The sequence below is a fragment of the Streptosporangium sp. NPDC049078 genome (assembly GCF_040648855.1).
Classification (GTDB): Bacteria; Actinomycetota; Actinomycetes; order Streptosporangiales; family Streptosporangiaceae; genus Streptosporangium.
In genome coordinates, this window is record NZ_JBEZEL010000030.1 from 77,708 (window position 1) to 95,935 (window position 18,228).

At 70.2% G+C, this 18,228-nt stretch carries 12 protein-coding genes; 9 read left to right on the forward strand and 3 right to left on the reverse strand.

Annotated features, from left to right (window positions below; genetic code table 11):
• The first annotated feature begins 70 nt into the window (after positions 1-70).
• The 7 genes from AB0B90_RS37255 to AB0B90_RS37285 all read left to right on the forward strand — a co-directional run bounded on the left by AB0B90_RS37255 (position 71) and on the right by AB0B90_RS37285 (position 11,701).
• Entirely contained in the window at positions 71-2,416 is a 2,346-nt protein-coding gene (locus AB0B90_RS37255) for a sigma factor-like helix-turn-helix DNA-binding protein (protein ID WP_350945262.1), read from the forward strand.
• A 522-nt stretch (positions 2,417-2,938) separates the two neighbouring features.
• The gene (locus AB0B90_RS37260; RefSeq protein WP_350945261.1) at positions 2,939-4,066 is read left to right on the forward strand and encodes a GNAT family N-acetyltransferase; all 1,128 of its coding nucleotides are present in this window, start codon (positions 2,939-2,941) and stop codon (positions 4,064-4,066) included.
• 157 nt (positions 4,067-4,223) lie between these two features.
• Positions 4,224-5,054 (forward strand): glycosyltransferase family 2 protein, encoded by an 831-nt coding sequence (locus tag AB0B90_RS37265; RefSeq protein ID WP_350945260.1) that lies wholly within the window; start codon positions 4,224-4,226, stop codon positions 5,052-5,054.
• Positions 5,055-5,056: 2 nt separating this feature from the next.
• Positions 5,057-6,007: a glycosyltransferase family 2 protein gene (locus AB0B90_RS37270; protein WP_362899769.1), complete on the forward strand. Its 951-nt coding sequence runs from the start codon at positions 5,057-5,059 to the stop codon at positions 6,005-6,007.
• Entirely contained in the window at positions 6,004-6,807 is an 804-nt protein-coding gene (locus AB0B90_RS37275; RefSeq protein ID WP_350945258.1) for a polysaccharide deacetylase family protein, read from the forward strand. Before AB0B90_RS37270 ends, AB0B90_RS37275 begins: the two co-directional genes overlap by 4 nt.
• A gap of 278 nt (positions 6,808-7,085) precedes the next feature.
• The gene (locus AB0B90_RS37280) at positions 7,086-10,388 is read left to right on the forward strand and encodes a hypothetical protein (protein ID WP_362926595.1); all 3,303 of its coding nucleotides are present in this window, start codon (positions 7,086-7,088) and stop codon (positions 10,386-10,388) included.
• 92 nt (positions 10,389-10,480) lie between these two features.
• Positions 10,481-11,701 (forward strand): DUF418 domain-containing protein, encoded by a 1,221-nt coding sequence (locus tag AB0B90_RS37285; protein WP_362926597.1) that lies wholly within the window; start codon positions 10,481-10,483, stop codon positions 11,699-11,701.
• A gap of 118 nt (positions 11,702-11,819) precedes the next feature.
• On the opposite strand, the gene AB0B90_RS37290 is transcribed toward AB0B90_RS37285, so the two are convergent.
• The gene (locus AB0B90_RS37290) at positions 11,820-13,202 is read right to left on the reverse strand and encodes a xylan 1,4-beta-xylosidase (protein ID WP_350945255.1); all 1,383 of its coding nucleotides are present in this window, start codon (positions 13,200-13,202) and stop codon (positions 11,820-11,822) included.
• A 284-nt stretch (positions 13,203-13,486) separates the two neighbouring features.
• On the reverse strand, positions 13,487-14,512 hold the full coding sequence (locus tag AB0B90_RS37295) for a phosphotransferase family protein (RefSeq protein ID WP_350945254.1): 1,026 nt from the start codon (positions 14,510-14,512) through the stop codon (positions 13,487-13,489).
• A gap of 195 nt (positions 14,513-14,707) precedes the next feature.
• On the opposite strand from AB0B90_RS37295, the gene AB0B90_RS37300 reads away from it, so the two are divergent.
• Positions 14,708-15,790: a GNAT family N-acetyltransferase gene (locus AB0B90_RS37300; protein WP_350945253.1), complete on the forward strand. Its 1,083-nt coding sequence runs from the start codon at positions 14,708-14,710 to the stop codon at positions 15,788-15,790.
• Positions 15,791-15,925: 135 nt separating this feature from the next.
• Here the strand turns inward: AB0B90_RS37300 and AB0B90_RS37305 are convergent, their stop codons facing one another.
• Positions 15,926-17,332, reverse strand: a complete 1,407-nt coding sequence (locus tag AB0B90_RS37305) for a PLP-dependent aminotransferase family protein (protein WP_350945252.1) — start codon at positions 17,330-17,332, stop codon at positions 15,926-15,928.
• Between the two features lie 67 nt (positions 17,333-17,399).
• Between AB0B90_RS37305 and AB0B90_RS37310 the strand changes: the two genes are divergently transcribed.
• A complete protein-coding gene (locus AB0B90_RS37310; RefSeq protein ID WP_350945251.1) occupies positions 17,400-18,074 on the forward strand; it encodes a pyridoxamine 5'-phosphate oxidase family protein in 675 nt (224 codons plus the stop codon).
• The last annotated feature ends 154 nt before the right edge of the window (positions 18,075-18,228 follow it).

Consider the following 18,228-nt stretch of genomic DNA (forward strand, 5'->3'; position numbering starts at 1 on the left):
ACGCGTGTGGGCTGGAACGGGCGAGTGGTGAAACCCGTGAACGAGCCCGTCTCACGGGGGAGGAATATCCGTGCCCGGATGGCCGACCGTCGGCCGGACCGACGACCAACGACTCGTTGAAGCGCTGCGGCGTGCCGACACAGCCGACCCTGTGGCACCCGCGAGCCTCTACGACTCCTATGCGGAACGGCTCAACGACTACGCCCACTCGCTGCTGGGCGACCGTGAGACGGCCGCCGGCGCCGTACACGACGCCCTGGTAACGGCCCGGGGCAGCGTGGACCGCCTGCGCGAGCCCGGCCGCCTGCGCGCGTGGTTGTACGCGCTCGTACGGATCCGGTGCGCGGACGCCGGGCACGGCGGACCTCGGGGAGCGGTGCCACCGCCCGACATCCACGACGATCCCGGCGAGCGGGAACTCGCGGTCCTGGTCCATGAGGCGATGGCGGAGCTGAGCGTTCAGGAACGCGAGGTGCTCGAACTGTCGCTCCGCCACGACCTCGGCAGCGGCGAGGTCGGCGCGGTGCTGGGGCTCACCTCCCGCCAGGTCACCGCGAGGCTCGGCCGGGCCCGCGACCACCTGGAGAACGCGGCCGGCGCCGTGGTACTCGCCAAGGTCGGCCGGGCGCACTGTCCCGACCTGTCGGCGATGGTGGACTCGTGGGAGGGGCCCCTCACCACGATGCTGCGCAGGCGCCTGTCGGCCCACATCGGCCGCTGCGAGGTCTGCCTCGAGCGCAGGGACCGGCACGTCTCGGCCGGGCGGCTGCTGGACCTCGTCCCCCTGACCTACCCGCCGCTCTCCCTGCGCCGCCGGGTGATCGAGACCTGCGTGAACCCGGAGTCGCGCGAGGAGCGCGCCGCCATCGCCGCCGAGAACGGCTTCGACAAGGCCGGTTTCCCCACGGCGGCCGAACGACGTTCAGCAGGGCGCCGGTGGGGCGGGCGGAGGAGCGCGGGCGGCAGGCGGGCACGCGACGAGAAAACCTCCGAGAGCGCGGCCACACCGCCCACGGGCACCCGCGCCCGGCACGCGGCGCCTCCCGCGGACCCCGGAACGCCCCCCACGGGCGCGAGGGCTTCGCAGGCCGGGGCAGCAACCGGGGCAGAGGCACGGTACGAGTACGAGGAGGAGCGAGCGGGACACACAGGGGGACACACAGCGGCCGGGACGCGATCCCCCGAGGGTGGGTCGGGCACGACGTGGCGAGGGCCGGAGAACCAGGGCGGACCGCACCGCACGGGCGGCGGCCCGCACCGCGCGGAGGGCGGACCGGCACCCCGATACGTTCTGCCGTCGCCCTCGGCCGGCGAGCCAGGGCGTGCGGCCCCCTGGACGAACACGCCGAACACGACGAACACGACGGACACGACGAACACGGGGGCGCGGCCGGCCTCACGGCAGGCGGGCGGCGAGGCGCGGCACACACCGCCACCCGTGAACATCGAGGTCTGGCCGGCACCGCCCGTGAGCGCCAAGGCGTGGCCGACACCGACCGAGAACGCCGAGGCATGGCCGGCACCTCCGGCGGACGACGAGGCGTGGCGTACGGCGTCGGCGGGGACTCCCGAGGCTCGGCGTACGGCGTCGCGGGAAGACCCGGAGGCCCGGCGTACGTCATCGGCGGAGTACGGCGAGGTCCGGCGTGCCGCACTCCCCGGCGGTGGGAAGCGGGGCACGGAGGCGCTCCCCGCGCAGCGGCGCAGGCGGCGCGGACGCAGGGGTCCGGTGCTGCTGGCGGCGGTGTGCGTGCTGGCCGCCACCGGGGCGGTGGTCGTGGTGGGCGGAGGGGACCTGGCCGGCGGGGAGTTGAGGGACCCCCAGGCCGCGCCGGGACCGGAACCCGCGCTGATCACGCTGGAGCCCGAGCCCGCGCCGGAGCCCGACCCCCTGCCGGAGGACCCGGAGACGGCGCCGACGCCCACGCCCACGAGAAGCCGCAGGAGCGAGGCACCCGCCACCCCCGCTCCCACCGCCACCGCGGCGCGACCGGCTCCGAGCCGCGCCACCACCGCGGGACGGCCCCGCCCCACCCGCACCGCCACCACACCGCCCGTGACCGGACGGCTGAACGTCTCGTGCCCGCGCGACATCGGGGAGGGTGCCGGGCAGATCCGGCTCGCGGCTCGCGGCGCCACGGTTTCGTGGTCGGCGACCACCTCCGGCGGGCTCGCCGTGCACCCCGTCCGCGGGCAGTTGAAGGCGGGCACGAGCGGCGTGATTTGGGTCACTGCCAAGGACCCGTCGGAGAGCGGTGCCGGGCGGGTCGCGTTCAAGTCCGCCGGAGGCAACGCCGGATGCGCGATTTCGTGGGAAAGCCCTGACCCAGATGCCTCCGCACCCCCTGAAGACCCTGCCCCGGAGCCGACTCCGACCCCCTCCGCCGGGGCGGGTTCGGAGGAGGCGACGGGCTGATTCCCACATCTCGTTTTACCTAACACCGAGACTTCCCTCAGGGATCCGGTAAACCATGGACTGGTGCCGAGCGTCGGCATTGACGTCCATGTTGAGTGATTGGTCACATGAAGAGCGCGATCAGTCACCTCATTACCAACCAGGAGCTCGGAAGATGTCGGTCAACCGCAGGGTGCTCAGATGGGCACTCACCCTCGCGTGCGTGGCGGGGGCCGTGATCGCCTTGGCCGACCTGGACACTCCGTTACGATTGATCCTTACGCCCCTGTTCCTGTTGGTCGTTCCCGGCGCCGCAGTGGTAGGACTGTTGCGTGATCGTGACCCACTTGCGGCACTATCAGTGGGTGCAGCGGCGAGCCTGGTCGTAAACGTTCTCTTGGCCGCTGCCATGCTTACCTTTGACGCATGGTCGCCCCGCGCCGGAGTCGCGACCATCGCGGTGCTCGGCGGCTTCATATACGTACTACGCGTGTTGTATCGGGGGAGCGGGAGTTTGCAGACCGAACAGGGGGCCAGGTCAAGGTGAACATCGTCATCGTTCGCCCGGGAGACCTCGGGGAGCCCGAGATCTCGCGATGGCGGGAGTTGCAGGTGGCGGACCCGTCGCTGGACAACCCCTTCCTCTCCGTGGAGTTCACCCTGGCCATGGGGCGACTGCGTGACTACGTTCGTGTCGCGATCATCCAGGACGGCGGCAAGATCGTGGGGTTCTTCCCCTACGAGCGCCACAGCTTCGGGATCGGCAAGCCTCTCGGCGGCTTCCTCACCACCTGCCACGGGCTGATCGCGGTCTCCGGCCTCAAGCTGGACGTCCGGACGCTCCTGCGCGCCTGCAAGCTCTCCGTCTTCGACTTCGACCACCTCGTCCCCGGCCAGCCGACGTTCGCGCCGTACGAGTCGGACGTGCGGCCGGCTCCGGTGATGGACCTCAGCGTGGGGTTCGAGACCTACATCGAGCGGGTGAAGGCCAACTCGCCGAAGAATCTCAAGACGGTCCGCTACAAGGAGCGCAAGCTCAGCCGCGAGCAGGGTGAGATCCGCTTCGAGTGGGCCTCGACCGACCTGGGCACGCTCCGTACGCTCACCAACTGGAAGTCCGACCAGTACCGCAGGACGGGCCGGGTCGACCGTTTCGCCCAGCCGTGGATCGTCCAGTTGCTCGACGAGATGCACGCGGAGAGGTCCGAGAGTTTCGCGGGCGTCCTGACCATGGTCTACGCCGGAGACAGGCCCGTCGCCGGTCACTTCGGCCTTCGGACGGCGACGACGCTGGTGGGCTGGTTCCCGGCCTACGACACCGAGTTCGCGCGTTACTCCCCCGGGATCATGCACCACCTGCACATGGCCGAGCACGCCGCGAACTCCGGGCTGCTGCAGGTCGACATGGGCAAGGGCGGACGCGAGTACAAGAGCTGGTTGAAAAGCGGTGATCTCTTCGTCGCGGAAGGTCGCGTGTCGCGTCCCTCCCCGGCCGCCGCCGTCCACTGGATCGGCCGTACCCCGGTCAACAAGGCACGAACGATCGTCACGGATCGCCCGAATTTATACAGGCTTGCTGACCGTGTGCTGAAAGGTTTCGGCCGTATGCGCTCCCCCGCGCAGAACCAATCAGGCACTCCGGCTGTCAAGGAACCGTGGGGAGTGGGTTAGACCGCTCCCGTTCATCACCACCCCACTCGCCAGGACCCTCGTATGCATCCCTCATCGCATTCGCCGTTTTCGCCGATCGTCCCGATCGGCCATGGCCCCGGGTCCGTCCGCCCCAGTCGCCCCTGACGACCGACCGCCCGGAAGGACATCCGTCACAATGAGTCCCGAGATCACCAAGCACTACAACAACAAGCCACCGCTGAGGGCGGTGCCTCCCATCGAGCGGTTCACTCCCATCACCCCCAACATGGCGATCTCCCCGACCGTCAGCGTCGTCGTGCCGGCGATGAACGAGGCCGAGAACCTCCCGCACGTCTTCGCGACGATCCCGCAGTGGATCGACGAGATCGTCCTGGTCGACGGCAACTCCAAGGACGACACCGTCGCCGTGGCCAAGAGACTGCGTCCCAACGTGCGCGTGGTCCACCAGACGGGCAGGGGCAAGGGCAACGCGCTGACGGACGGCTTCGCCGCCTGCACCGGCGACATCATCGTGATGATCGACGCCGACGGCTCCACCGACGGCCGCGAGATCATCCAGTTCGTGGGCGCCCTGGTCACCGGGGCCGACTTCGTCAAGGGTTCGCGTTACGCGTCGGGCGGCGGCAGCGACGACCTGACGTTCATCCGCAAGTTCGGCAACAAGTCGCTGACCGCGCTGGTCAACAGGATGTACGGCACCAGCTACACCGACCTGTGCTACGGCTACAACGCCTTCTGGGCCCGCCATCTGGACGTCCTCAACCTCGACTGCGACGGCTTCGAGATCGAGACCCTGATGAACGTCCGCGCCGCCAAGGCCGGGCTCAAGGTCCACGAGGTGCCCAGCCACGAGCGCTGCCGCATTCACGGCGAGAGCAACCTGCACGCCGTACGCGACGGCATCCGGGTGCTGAAGACCATCATCCGCGAGTGGCGGAGCAACCCGGCTCCCGCCGTTCACGAGCCGGCCGCCGCCGCTCCGGCCGCCGATCAGGGTGCCGCGTAACCATGAGAAGCAGTGTCGTCATCTGCGTTTACACCGAGGACCGCTGGGAGGACATCCGAGCAGCCGTCGAGTCGGTCCAGAACCAGACGCGCGCGCCGCACGAGATCATCCTGGTCGTCGACTACAACCCGGATCTCCACCTGAGGCTCAAAAAGGAGTATCCCGGCGCGATCGTGGTGGAGAACGCTCAGGAGAAGGGGCTCTCCGGTGGCAAGAACACCGGTGCGGCGACCGCCTCCGGCGACATCGTGGCCTATCTCGACGACGACGCCGTCGCGGAGCCTGGCTGGCTGGAAGCACTGGAGGAGGGCTTCCAGGACCCGACCATCGTGGGGGTGGGCGGGCTGACCAGGCCGCTGTGGGGCATCGGGCACCGGCCCGGCTGGTATCCCCACGAGTTCGACTGGACCGTGGGGTGCAGCTATCTCGGCATGCCCACGCAACGGGCGCGGATCCGCAACGTCATGGGCGGCAACGCGGCCTTCCGCAGGGAGGTCATCGGCGGTGTCGGCGGGTTCCACACCGGCATCGGGCGCAGCGTGCAGGGGCGCAAGCCCCGTCCGCTGGGCTGTGAGGAGACCGAGTTCTGCATCCGGCTCTCGCAGCGGATGCCGGGGTCGGGAATGCTGTTCGAGCCCGCGGCGGTGATCGGTCACAAGGTCCCGCCGGTACGTTCGACGTTCGCCTACTTCCGTTCACGCTGTTTCGCCGAGGGGCTGTCCAAGGCGCTGGTCGCCCAGAGCGTGGGAGCGGGCGACGGATTGTCGAGCGAGCGGGCCCACGCGCTGAAGGCTCTGCCGATGGGCGCGCTGCGCGGAGTCGGGGAAGCGCTGCGAGGCGACCTGGCCGGCCTCGGCAGGGCCGGGGCGATCGTCGTCGGTCTGGCCTGGACGACCTGGGGTTACATCGTCGGTTCCCTTCGGCTGAAGCTGAAGCGGGTGCGTGCGGCATGATCCGCGTACCGATCCTGATGTACCACTCGGTCTCCGACCGGCCCAACGCCGAGACGAAGCCGCTCGCGGTGCGTCCCTCGGCCTTCGCCGAGCACCTCGCCTATTTGAAGGAGAACGGCTTCACGCCGCTCACGGTGGCCGACCTGGTCGCCTCGCTGCACAACAACAACGGCCGCTCCATCCCGGAGCGTCCGGTCGTGGTGACCTTCGACGACGGGTACGCCGACTTCCACAGCGAGGCGCTGCCCCTGCTCGAACGCTACGACTTCCCCGCGACGGTCTTCCTGACCAGCGGGTGGGTGAGGGACGCGGGCAAGGACGCGGCGGGCAGGCCCCTGGACACGATGCTCTCGTGGAGCCAGGCCCGCGAGGCCGCCTCCTGCGGCATCGAGATCGGCGGCCACAGCCACAGCCACCCCCAGCTCGACCAGCTGTCCGAAGACGAGCTCCGCCAGGAGCTGCGGCGCAACAAGGCCCTCCTTGAGGACAAGATCGGCTCGCTGGTCTCGACGATGGCCTACCCGTACGGCTACTCCAACGTGCGGGTGCGGCGCGAGGTGCGGAAGGCCGGATACTGGGCCGCCTGCGCGGTGAACAACGCCATCGCCGCCGACCGGCACGACGTGCTCGCACTGCCGCGCCTCACCGTCGCCGAGGGCACCTCGATGGGAATGTTCACCCGGGCGGTCGAGGGGAACCAGGTCCCGCTCATCTACATGCGGGAACGGATGCTGACGAAGGGGTACGCCGTCGTCAGGCGCACGAGATACGGTCTGCGCAAGGTGCGCGGCCAGGTGTGAACGGCCGGGTACGCCACGGAAAGAGCGCGATCCGCGAAGCGGGTCGCGCACCGGTGGCCGCCCCGGCGAGCTCGATGGTCTCCGCTGCCTGGCTTCCCCGTCCCCCGGGGGATCGGGGACGCCAGGAGAGGGCCGTTTGGCCGGAGTACAGCCGCGATACCGCTTTTAACTGATCTACGCGAAGCGTCCGGACATGACGGATATCCGTAGTGACCTGTCACAGCCTGGTCCGCGTAGCCGCCATGATGTTAGACGTGAGGCAACGGGCAGGTAATGACGTGACGACGACGGGGGCGGCGGAAACCGCCGAGGTCGGGAAGATCGATCCCACTCACCCCGCGCCTTCGGACGAGCCCCAGGCCGGGTCCGGCGGCGAGCCCGCCGGCACGGCGCCCTTCGGAGCGCCCGGCGACGAGGCTCCCGACGAGATCCCGGGCGGCGAGGTCCCCGACGACGAGGCTCCGGGCGATCAGGCCTCCGGCGCCGGGAGTCCGCAGGGCGAGACTCCCGACGACGAGACGGCCGGGACCGGAGCCCCGTACGGCAGAAGCCCGTACGGGGAGGCATCCGGCGCCGGGAGCCCCCATGGCAGGAGCCCGTACGGGGAGACTCCCGACGGCCGGACGTCCGAGGAGAAGACCCCTGCGGGCGCCCCTCGTGACGAGACGGCGGACGACGAGACGGCCGATGACGGCACGCCGCCGGATTCCGCCGAGGACGCCGATCCTGACGTTGACGACGCCGCCGCCGATGACCTGTCGCCGGCCCCCGACACCGACACCGACACGAAAAACGCGAAAGGCGCGAAAGACTCTCCCGAGGAGAGCGCCTACGGTGACGATCCCGAGGTGACCGCCGTCATCCGGCTACCCCTCGGTCCATCGTCCCCGCCCTCCGCGAGCGTTACCCGCTCCGAGACGACAGAGACCCCGCCCGCGCGCCGTGAGAACGCCTGGCAGGCCAAGGACACCGGGGATGCCGGGGACGGTAAGGACGGTAAGGACGGTAAGGACACTGAGAGCGCCGAGGACGAGGACGGGGCCGACAACACGGCGGAGTTCCGCCTGCCCGACCTGACAGCGTCCCCACCGTCCACTGCACCCTCTGCGCCCCCGGTGCGCCCCGTGTCCTCCGGACCTTCGGGACTCGACCGGCCTGCGGGCGTTGAGTCTCGGGAGAGGTCCACCGGAGCCCCTGGGGTCCCCCTGGAAGCTTCCGAGTCCTTCTCCGATGTCACAGAGACCCCGGCGGCCTATCGGGCCTCACAGGACACGCAGAGAGGCTCGGAGATCGGCTCGGGAGCGGGAAAGAGCGCCGGGAGGCTCACGGGGAAGACGGCACCGGCGACGAGCGCGATGCCCCCGGCCGCGGTGGACACCGTCGAACCGCCGGTCACGACGCCCGTCGGACCCACTCCCGACCCCGCTGCCAGGCCCACGCGCCTGCAGACCCTGATGCGGTCGGCCATGGTGTGGCTGCCTCCGCTGCTCACCGTCGAGGGCCTGGTCATGTACGTGCTGGCCCTGCGCGTGTCGCCGGGCCCGCTGCGAGGCGTCGACCTGAACGACATCGACGGCGTGGGCCTGATCTCCGCCATGCCGTCCACCGCGTTCGCCGCGATCCTGCTGATGCTCGTCGCGTTCTTCGTCACGATCGCGCAGAACACCGACCGCAAGTTCCTGCTGCTCTTCCAGATCGCGGCGATCACCTTCGCCCTGCACGGGGCCGCGGCCCTGATCGAGGACGAGGCGAGGTTCCACACGGCCTACGTCCACGCGGGCTTCGTGGAGTACATCAACCGCACCGGTGAGGCCTCCGCCATCCTCGACGCCCGCCTGGCATGGCCGGGGTTCTTCGCACTGGTGGCGTTCGTCACCAAGGCCGCCGGGGTCACCGACCTGACGACGATCATGCGGTGGACGCCGCTGCTGTCGAACCTGCTGTATCTCCTGCCGTTCGTGCTGATCCTGCGCCAGGTCGTCGCCACGACCAGGGCCCGCTGGTTCGCCGCGCTGCTGTTCGTCATCGTGCAGTGGATCGGCCAGGACTACTTCTCGTCCCAGGGCTTCACGTACGCGATCTACCTGGCCTTCGTCGCGATCGTGCTGCGCTGGTTCGGCAAGGTGGAGCCCCGCGTCAAACCGATGCCCGCCAAGGGGCCCGTCCGGCGGTTGCTCGCCCGTCTGGACGGGCTGACGCCGGGCGAGCTGCCCCATTCCACCGGCGTCTACGACCGGGCCATCATGCTGATCGTGCTGATCGGCCTGTTCTCGACGGCGACCGCCTCGCACCAGATCACGCCGTTCATGATGCTCGGCGCGCTGACGGGCCTGATCCTGCTCCGGCGCTCCTCGCTCAGCTGGGGGCTGCCCTTCTTCCTGGGCCTGATGGTGCTGGCCTGGATCAGCTACCAGACGGTCACCTTCTGGAGCGGGCACATCGACCAGCTCTTCGGCGGTCTGGGCCGGATCCTGGAGAACCTGCAGAGCAACACAGGCGACCGGATCGACGGCAGCGATCCCAAGCACGCGCTCGTCCTCATGGCCCGCCTGGGCATCTGCGGCGTCATCCTGACGCTCGCCGCGGCCGGCCTGTTCCGCCGTCTGCGGCGCGGCGTCGGCGACCGCGCGGCCCTGCTGCTGCTGTGCGTCCCGGTACTCGCCCTCGGCCTGCAGAACTACGGCGGAGAGATCGGCCTGCGCATCTACCTGTTCGCGCTGCCCGGCGCCTGCATCCTGGCCGCGTACGCGTTCTTCCCGAACCTCCCCGCGGGCACCGAGGACGCGCCGGAGGAGACGGTGCCGATCCGCAGGCGCAACATCCGGTTCAACCCCGAGCTGACGCGGCGGATCTCGCTGCTGCTCGCCGCCGGGTGCGCCATGATGCTGGCGATGGTCTTCCTGGTCGCGCGCTACGGCAACGAGCAGTTCGAACGGGTCTCCGCCAGCGAGGTCGCGGCGATGCACTACATCTACGACAACGACGAGCCGAGCGCCCGCGTCCTCTACCTGGTCCCGGTGCTGGGCCAGGAGGTGACGCCGAGCATCCCGTGGGGCGAGCGCGACTTCGACAAGATCTCCTACCAGCAGGTGCTGGTGGACAAGGATCCGGCCCAGCTCTCCTCGGTGATCGACAAGCTCCGGGTCTCGCCGCCCAACACCTATCTGGTGGCCACCCGCGGGCAGGCCGGATACCTGCAGCTCAACCACGGCTTCCCGCACGACTGGGCGCAGCGGTTCCGCGCCGCGCTCGACGCCAACAAGGAGCTCAAACGGGTCTTCAACGGCGAGGACGCGGCCGTCTACACACTGAGTTCCTATCCCGAGGGGGCCGAGATCCCCGAGCCGGGGGTGCAGCTGAACGGCAGTGACCCGACGTCGCCGTGGACGCCGGTCGGCCTGGCCGCGCTGGCCGTGACCTGGATCGCGCTGTTCGCCTACGAGGTGACCTGCCTGCGCGGCCGCGACCAGGCGACCCGGAGAAGAAGGAGGCGCATCCTGTTCGTCGCGGTGCCCGCGTTCGTGCTTGCCCTGGCCGTGATCGCGGAGCGGTTCATCGTCATCGGCTACCAGCTTCAATAAGGAACAAAGTCTCATTGTGGGCGGTCGAACCGCACCATACTGAGCATCGTTCGCCGGGACGCACGTCCCGGCGCTGCTCGAAGGACGGTCAGATGCTCGCAGGGGAGCCCCGGGGCCGGGCAGGTACGTCCGCCGAGGCCACGGCGCCGAGGATCGCGGCGGTCGACGCGTTACGCGGCTTCGCGCTGCTCGGCATCGTGGTGGTCAACATCACCTACCTCGCCTCGGGGTACCGGATGGCCGGGCTGGCGACGCCGACGTTCTCCGCACCGCTCGACTGGGAGGTGCGCTGGTTCGTCTCGATCCTCTTCGAGAACAAGTTCTACATGCTGTTCGCCTTCCTGTTCGGCTACAGCTTCACCCTGCAGATCGACTCGGCCCACAGGTCGGCGACGAGGTTCGCCCCCCGGTTCCTGCGCCGCCTGGGAGGGTTGTTCCTGCTCGGACTGACCCACGCGGTCCTCCTTTTCCCCGGTGACATCCTGACGACGTACGCGGTCGTGGGGCTGGTCCTGCTGGCGATGCGGCGGATCGCCCCGCGCACCGCGCTGATCATCGCGCTCGCGCTCACGGTGGCGCTGGCCGCGGGGATGTTGCTGCTGGCGGCGCTCGCGACACTGGGCACGGACGCCTCTCAGGCCATGTCGGAGAACGCGGCGCAGGCCGCCCTGTCCGACGAGGCGCTGCACGGCTCCGCCTCCATGATCATCAATGAGCACCTGCACAGGCTCGCCAAGATCTTCGTGCTGCGGGTCTCCTTCCAGGGGCCCACGGTGCTCGCCGCCTGCCTGGTCGGGCTGGCCGTGGGCAAGCTGCGGCTGCTGACCGACATCTCCGGGCACACTGCCACGCTGCGGCGGATGCAGTGGGCGGGGTTCACCGTCGGGCTCGCCGGGGCGCTGGTCTACGCGCACTCGACCTGGTCGGGCGGCGGGCACGCGTACCACATGGTCGGCCAGGCGGTGAACCTGCTCACCGCGCCGCTGCTCGCCGCCGCCTACGCCGCGACCCTGCTGCGCCTGCTCCCGGCGATGCCGCGCCTGGCGGGGGCGCTCGCGGCGCCCGGCAGGCTGGCGCTCACGAACTATCTGGCGCAGTCGCTGATCAGCTCACTCATCTTCACCGGCTACGGGCTGAGCCTGGTCGACCGGCTCAGCCCGTTTCACGTCGTGTCGATCGGCGTCGGCATCTTCGCGGCGCAGTCTCTCTGGAGCCTGTGGTGGCTGCGTAGCCACCGCTACGGGCCCGTGGAGTGGGTGCTGCGCTGGTTCACCAACTGGCGCAGGCCCTCCCCCTCCGCGGGCGCCGCCTAAAGATCCGGTCAGGTGACCGCGCAGAGCGTTGCTCGACATCGGATGCGGCGGGCCGATCCGTTGCGACCTGCGGTTTACCCGACGGCCGAACATCGCCGGGTTCTTCCTGACCGGCACTCTAGGCTCCGGTGCGGTCGCTCCATCTGACCTCGTACGGCCTGAGCTGGAACTCCTTGCCGTCCACGACGGTGGTGGCGGGCGCGTTGGTGGTGTTGACCATCACGAGCTGGCGCTCCTGGGCCAGGACCCGCACCTGTGTGTTGGAGGAGGTGACCGTCTCCAGCGTGACCCCGAGGGGGAACCACTTGGTGAAGCCGCTCATGATGCCCGCCATGGGCATCTCGACGCCGGTGGTCGGGTGCCACAGGCAGCCGGGGCACGCCTGGTTCGCGTCGATGGACTTGCGCTGAGGGTTCCAGAAGAGCGAGGTGGTGACGCCGCTGGTGGCGAACTCCATCATCGCGGCCGTGTGGACGGCGATGCGGCGATCCTCCTCCCAGTCGCTGTTGTTGGGTTCGACGTACCATTCGGCCCACCAGACCGGCAGGTTTCCGCTCCTCTCCTGGAGCCACCTGGTGAGGGCGCCGAACTTGCCCAGGGCGGTGAACTCGTCGGGGAAGGCCCCGGCCTCCTTCGTGACCGAGGCTCCGTCGACGACGATGAAGTCGGCGCCGTCCTTGTTCTCGATCCAGTAGCGGACCGCCTCCAGGTCGCGCTGGACGATGCTCCCCCACGGCCCCTGGATCTCCGCGCCCCGCTCGGGGACGGTGGTGCTGCCGACGGAGACGTAGGGGCCGCCGACCTTGATGTCCTTGTCGACGGCCTTCAGCGCGGCGTAGACCTTGTTGTACAGCTCGGTGTAGCCCTCGATGTCCCAGCGGTTCTGGGGGGTGTTCCAGAATCCCTTCAGCTCGTTCCAGACCATGAAGTGCTTGACGGTGGGGTAGCGCTTGGCGACGGTCACCGCGAGCTTGGCGTAGTCGTCGAAGTGCTCGCGCCGGGGTGCGGTCTCCAACTGCGTCCAGTCGGTCCTGCCGGAGCTGCCGCCCTTCATCCAGTCGGGCGCGCAGCACAGCGTGATGATCGGGACGGCCTCGGAGCCGGCCATGAGTCTCACCCTGCGGTCGAGATCGCGGAAGTCGTTCTTACCCGGCGCCGGCTCGGGATTGCCCGCGCCCCAGCCCATGATGTGCTGGTTCTGCAGCATCGGGACCCGGCTCAGCATGTGGGAGGCGGCCTCGGTGACATCGCTGCCCTCGTTGTCGGCGCTGAACTCCGTGTGGGTGATGCCCCAGCGCGGCCATTCCTCGAGGGAGGGGGGCGCCTCCAGCACGGGTGCCGGCTCCGTCGGAGCCGCGGTCATGGCCTGTCCGCGGGGAACGTCCGGCTTCGCGGCGTAGGCGATGATGCCGACCACGAGCACCACCGTCACGACCATGGCTCCCAGTGCGACCGGCCAGGCCGGGCGCCGTCGCTGGTGCCGTCCGTTAGTCGGTATCACCGAATTCCTCAATCCTCGCAGGTCAACGAATGTAGCGTTCCACAGCGGCAGCGGACCGTGACGGTGCCTCGACATGGTTCACAGGCAAGCGTTACCGGCCATGCCGCCAGCGTATCCAGGGTGGCTTGCACAACGCTTGAAACTTCTACCGTAGTTCCCGCCCGCTCTCCAGCCGGCGGGCCGTCGCCGGACCCGGCGACCGCGAATCCCCGGCGAGCGGGCCGGATCGGTGAGCCTCCCGGGACTCTCAGAACAAAGGAGACGGGCCCGTTGTGAGCCGCCGGTCAGTCTCCCAGGATCCGCAGAGCCCGCTCGACGAGCGTGGGGACGGCGGCGCCGATCTCCTCGAAGCCCTCGCCGACGGTCTTGCCCTGCTTGAACCTGGCGTGGATGCCCTCCACGATGACGGCGAGCTTGTAGTGGCCGAAGGCCACGTAGAAGTCCAGGTCGGACAGGTCCGCGCCGGAGACCTTCGCGTAGTGGGCGGCGAACTCGCGGGCGGTGAGGAAGCCGGGGGCCACGGTGACGCCCGCCGCGACCGGGACCGAGGCGCGCTCCTCGTCACCGGGGTCCTGCCAGTAGGTGAGGGTGAGGCCGAGATCGGCGAGGGGATCGCCGAGCGTGGACATCTCCCAGTCGACGACGGCGAGGATGTCGGGATCCGGGGACAGCCGCACGAGCGTGTTGTCGAGCCGGTAGTCGCCGTGCACGAGCGCCGAGGCGGACCGCGCCGGCAGTCGCTCGCGCAGGCGGGCCACCAGGCGGTCGTACGCGGGCAGTTCGGCGGTCTTCGACCGCTCCCACTGCTGCCCCCAGCGCTCCAGCTGGCGGGCCATGTATCCCTCGGGACGCCCGAAGTCCCCCAGCCCCGCCCTCTCGTAGTCGACGGCGTGGATCGCGGCGAGCACCTCGGCCAGGCGCTCCGACAGCCGCCGCGTCTGCTCGGGGGTGAGTGCCCAGGCGTCCTCCTGGGTGCGCACGGCCGCGCCGTCCACGTGTCCCATGAGATAGAAGGGCGCCCCGATCACCGCCGGGTCCTCGCAGAAGGCGACCGGCTCGGGCACGGGGACGGAGGTCGGCGCGAGTGCCGAGATCACCCGCCACTCGCGCCTCATGTCGTGGGCGGTCGGCAGCACGTGCCCCAGCGGCGGGCGGCGCAGCACCAGGCGGCGCCCGGGGGTCTCCACGACGTACGTCAGGTTGGATCTGCCGCCCGCGATCAGGGAGACCCCGGTAGGCTCACCGACGCCGGGGACATTGGCCGCGATCCATCCGACAAGGTGTGACCAGTCGATGCCAGGGGTGCTCATAGCCACCAATTAGAACGTCACTCGGGCCGGCGGCGCCACCCGGGGTCTTCCAAGGAGATTCCGAAACGTTGCGATGTACACAGCCTGCCCTCAGTTCCGTCCTTTATCGTTACATTACGTCCCTACCAGCATGCTTGAGCTTTACGGCATCCTTCGGGGTGACGTAGGGGACCCCGCACATCCCAGTAGGAGCTCATGCGCGTTTCAGTTGTTCAGCCCCGTGATCTCGGACCGGCCGACATCGACCGATGGAGAGTCCTTCAGAGCGCCGACCCCGCCTTCGACACCCCGTTCCTGTCGCCGGAGTTCACCGTGACCGTCGGCGCGCTCCAGGAACGCGTCCGGGTCGCGGTGCTGCACGACGGGACGGACACGGTGGGATTCTTCCCCTTCGAGCGCCACCCGATGGGTATCGGCATGCCCGTCGCCGCGGGCCTGACCGACGCGCAGGGACTGGTGCACGCCAAGGACGTGGAGATCGACGCGCAGCGGCTGATCAGAGCGTGCGGCCTCGCCGTCTACGAGTTCGACCACCTGGTCTCCGGGCAGCCGCTGCTCCAGGCGGGCCACAGCAGGCACCCCTCGCCGATCATCGACCTGCGTGACGGCCACGACGCGTACATCGAGACGATCAAGGTCACCTCCGGCAAGACCTACCGCTCGACGGCGTACAAGAGCCGCAAGCTCCAGCGCGACGTCGGGCCGCTCCGGCACGATTACGCCACCACCGACCTGGCGCCGCTGCGCACGCTGCTCGGCTGGAAGACCGAGCAGTACCGCCGCACCGGCCGCACCGACAGGTTCGCCAAGCCGTGGATCGTGGAGCTGGTCGAACGCTTCCTCGCCACCGACACCGAGCACTTCGGCGGGGTCCTCGACATGCTGTACGCGGACGGGCGGCCGGTCGCCGGGCACTTCGGGCTGCGCACCGGCACGACCCTCGCGGGCTGGTTCCCCGCCTACGACACCGCCTTCGCGAAGTACTCCCCCGGCCTGATCCACCACCTCGCCATGGCCGAGAAGGCCGCCGACGCCGGAATCCAGGTCATCGACATGGGCCGCGGCGAGAAGGAGTACAAGGAGAAGCTCAAGAACGGCGAGTACGAGGTCGCCGAGGGCAGGATCGCCAGGCTGAGCCCCGGCGCCGGGGTCCACTGGATGCTGCGGGTCCCGGTACGCAAGGCACGTGGCACGGTCCTGGCGAGCCCGCTGCTGCGCACCACCGCCGACCGCGCGCTCAAGACGTACGGCCGCCTGCGGACGTCCATACAGGCGTGATCCGTCCGCCGTGGTTTGGGAACGGTCCCATGCCACGGCGGCACCCGTCCTTCGGGTTCGGGCGGCCGGTCACGCGATCCGTCCGCCCTCCCCCGACGGCCTGCCGGCCCACCCGTTCGGAGGGCAGGCGGCCGGTCAGCCGATCAGCTCCGCGACCACCGAGACACCCCGCCTGACGTCGGCCCGCGACGCGGAGCCGTAGCCGATCACCAGACCGTGCCGCAGCCGCGGCCCGTGGTAGTGGCGGGCCATCGAGTCGAGCAGCACCCCCCGGGCACGGGCGGCCTCGACCAGGGGCGCGACCGTGTGCTCGGGCAACTCCACCATGACGTGCAGGCCCGCGGTGTCGCCCGTGACCCGGGAACCGAGGATCTCGACGACCACGGCGCGGCGGCGCGCGTACTCCAGGCGCGTCCGGCGCAGGTGCCGGTCCAGATCCCCCTTCTCCAGGAGCACCGCCACCGCCTGCTGTGCCGGACCGCTCGTGCGGTCGGCGAGGGCGTCCCTGGTCACGGCGAAGGCTTCGACGAGGCTCTGACGCGCGACCAGCCAGCCGACGCCGATGTCCGGCGTCAGGATCTTGCTCAGGCTGCCCAGCAGCACCACCGACGCGGGGTCGAGACCGTAGAGGGCGGGCAGCGGGGCGACGTCGTAGCGGAACTCGGCGTCGTAGTCGTCCTCCACGACGATCGCGCCGGTGCGGCGGGCCCAGGCCAGGAGGCGTTCCCTGCGCGGGATGGGCAGGCGCCCGCCGAGGGGGTACTGGTGGGCGGGGGTGGTGTGCAGGACGCGCAGGTCGCCGGGGAGCCCGTCCACGACGACACCGTCCTCGTCGACCGGGCAGGGCACGATCTCGGCGCCCCGCCCCGCGAAGACGTTCCTGGCGACGCGGTAGCCCGGCTCCTCCACGCCCGCCCGGTCACCGGGCCGCAGAAGGGTGGCGGCGACCAGGCCGAGCCCGTTGCCGGTGCCCCGGGTGACCATCACGTTCTCCGGGCCGACGGGGATCGCCCTGGTCCTGCGGAGATGCTCGGCCAGCGCGGCGCGCAGCCTCGGCAGGCCGCGCGGGTCGGGGTCGCTCACCGGCGGCAGGTCGGCCGCTCTCCGCCAGGCCCTGCGCCAGGCCGCCCTGTCGTAGTCGTGGACCCACGGCCGCCCCGGGCGCAGGTCGATCACCCCCTGCCCGCTCTCGCTCCGGTAGCCGTTCCACCCCCCGCCCTCGCCCCCTTCGACCGGCACGGGGACGGGGGCCCGCAGCCCCCTCTCCTCCACGGCGGGAAACGTCATCTCGGCCACGTAGGTGCCGGAGCCGTGGCGTCCCTCGACCCAGCCCTCCGCGTACAGCTGCTGGTATGCCTCGGTGACGACGGTGCGGCTCACCGCGAGTTGGCGGGCGAGGGCACGGGTGGAGGGCAGGCGCTCCCCCGAGGTGAGGGCGCCGCCGCGCATGGCGTCCCTGAGGCTGTCGCCGAGCTGGACGGCGAGCGCCGTGCCCGCCTCACGGTCCACCGATACGGGTAGGTCGACGGAAGGGCGTGGCAAAGTGGTCTCCTGTAAGAGCATTAGAGTGGACGTGTTCTCGGTATCCACTTCTTTCTAGGTTAGGGTCATGCTCTCTACGACTCCCCGTACCACCCTCAACCGCGCGAAGGACAAGGCCAGGACCTCCCGCGAGGACCTGTACGCGGTGCTGGACGCCGGACTGGTCTGCCACCTGGGCGTCGTGAGCCGAGGCTTCCCCATGGTCGTACCCACCGGTTACGGCCGGATAGACGACACCCTCTACCTGCACGGTTCCACCGGCGCGACCTCCCTGCGCGACGCGGACGAGGTCTGCGTCACGGTGACCCACCTGGACGGCATCGTGCTCGCCCGCTCGTCCTTCAACCACTCGGTCAACTACCGCTGCGCCATGGTCTACGGCCGCGCCCGCCGGGTGGAGGACCCCGAGGAGCACCTCGCCGCGCTGCGGGCGATCACCGAGCAGCTCGCCCCCGGCCAGTGGGAGGCAGCCCGCAAGCCCACCCGCAAGGAGCTCGCCGCGACCATGGTGCTCGCCCTGTCCCTTGAGGAGGCGTCGGTGAAGGTGCGCCAGGGCCCTCCGGTCGACGAGGACGAGGACTACGAGCTGCCGATCTGGGCCGGGGTCCTGCCGCTCCACCAGTCCTGGGGAGCCCCCGAGCCCGACCCCGCGCTCACCGCGGACCTGGCCGTGCCCGAGCACATCGCGTCGAGGACCATGCCCGCCCCGCCGGAGATGCCGGCCGCGAACCTCCCGCTCTAGCCGCGGGGAGCGCTTCGAAAGCCTTCCCACCCGCACCCGCATCGCCGCCGGGCACCGGCGACCGGCTCCTCCACCCCCGCCGCCGGGGGTGCCGGGGCCGGGGGCCCGCGGGGCGGCGGGAGGCCGCCCGCGCACCCCCCCGGGACGCCCCAAG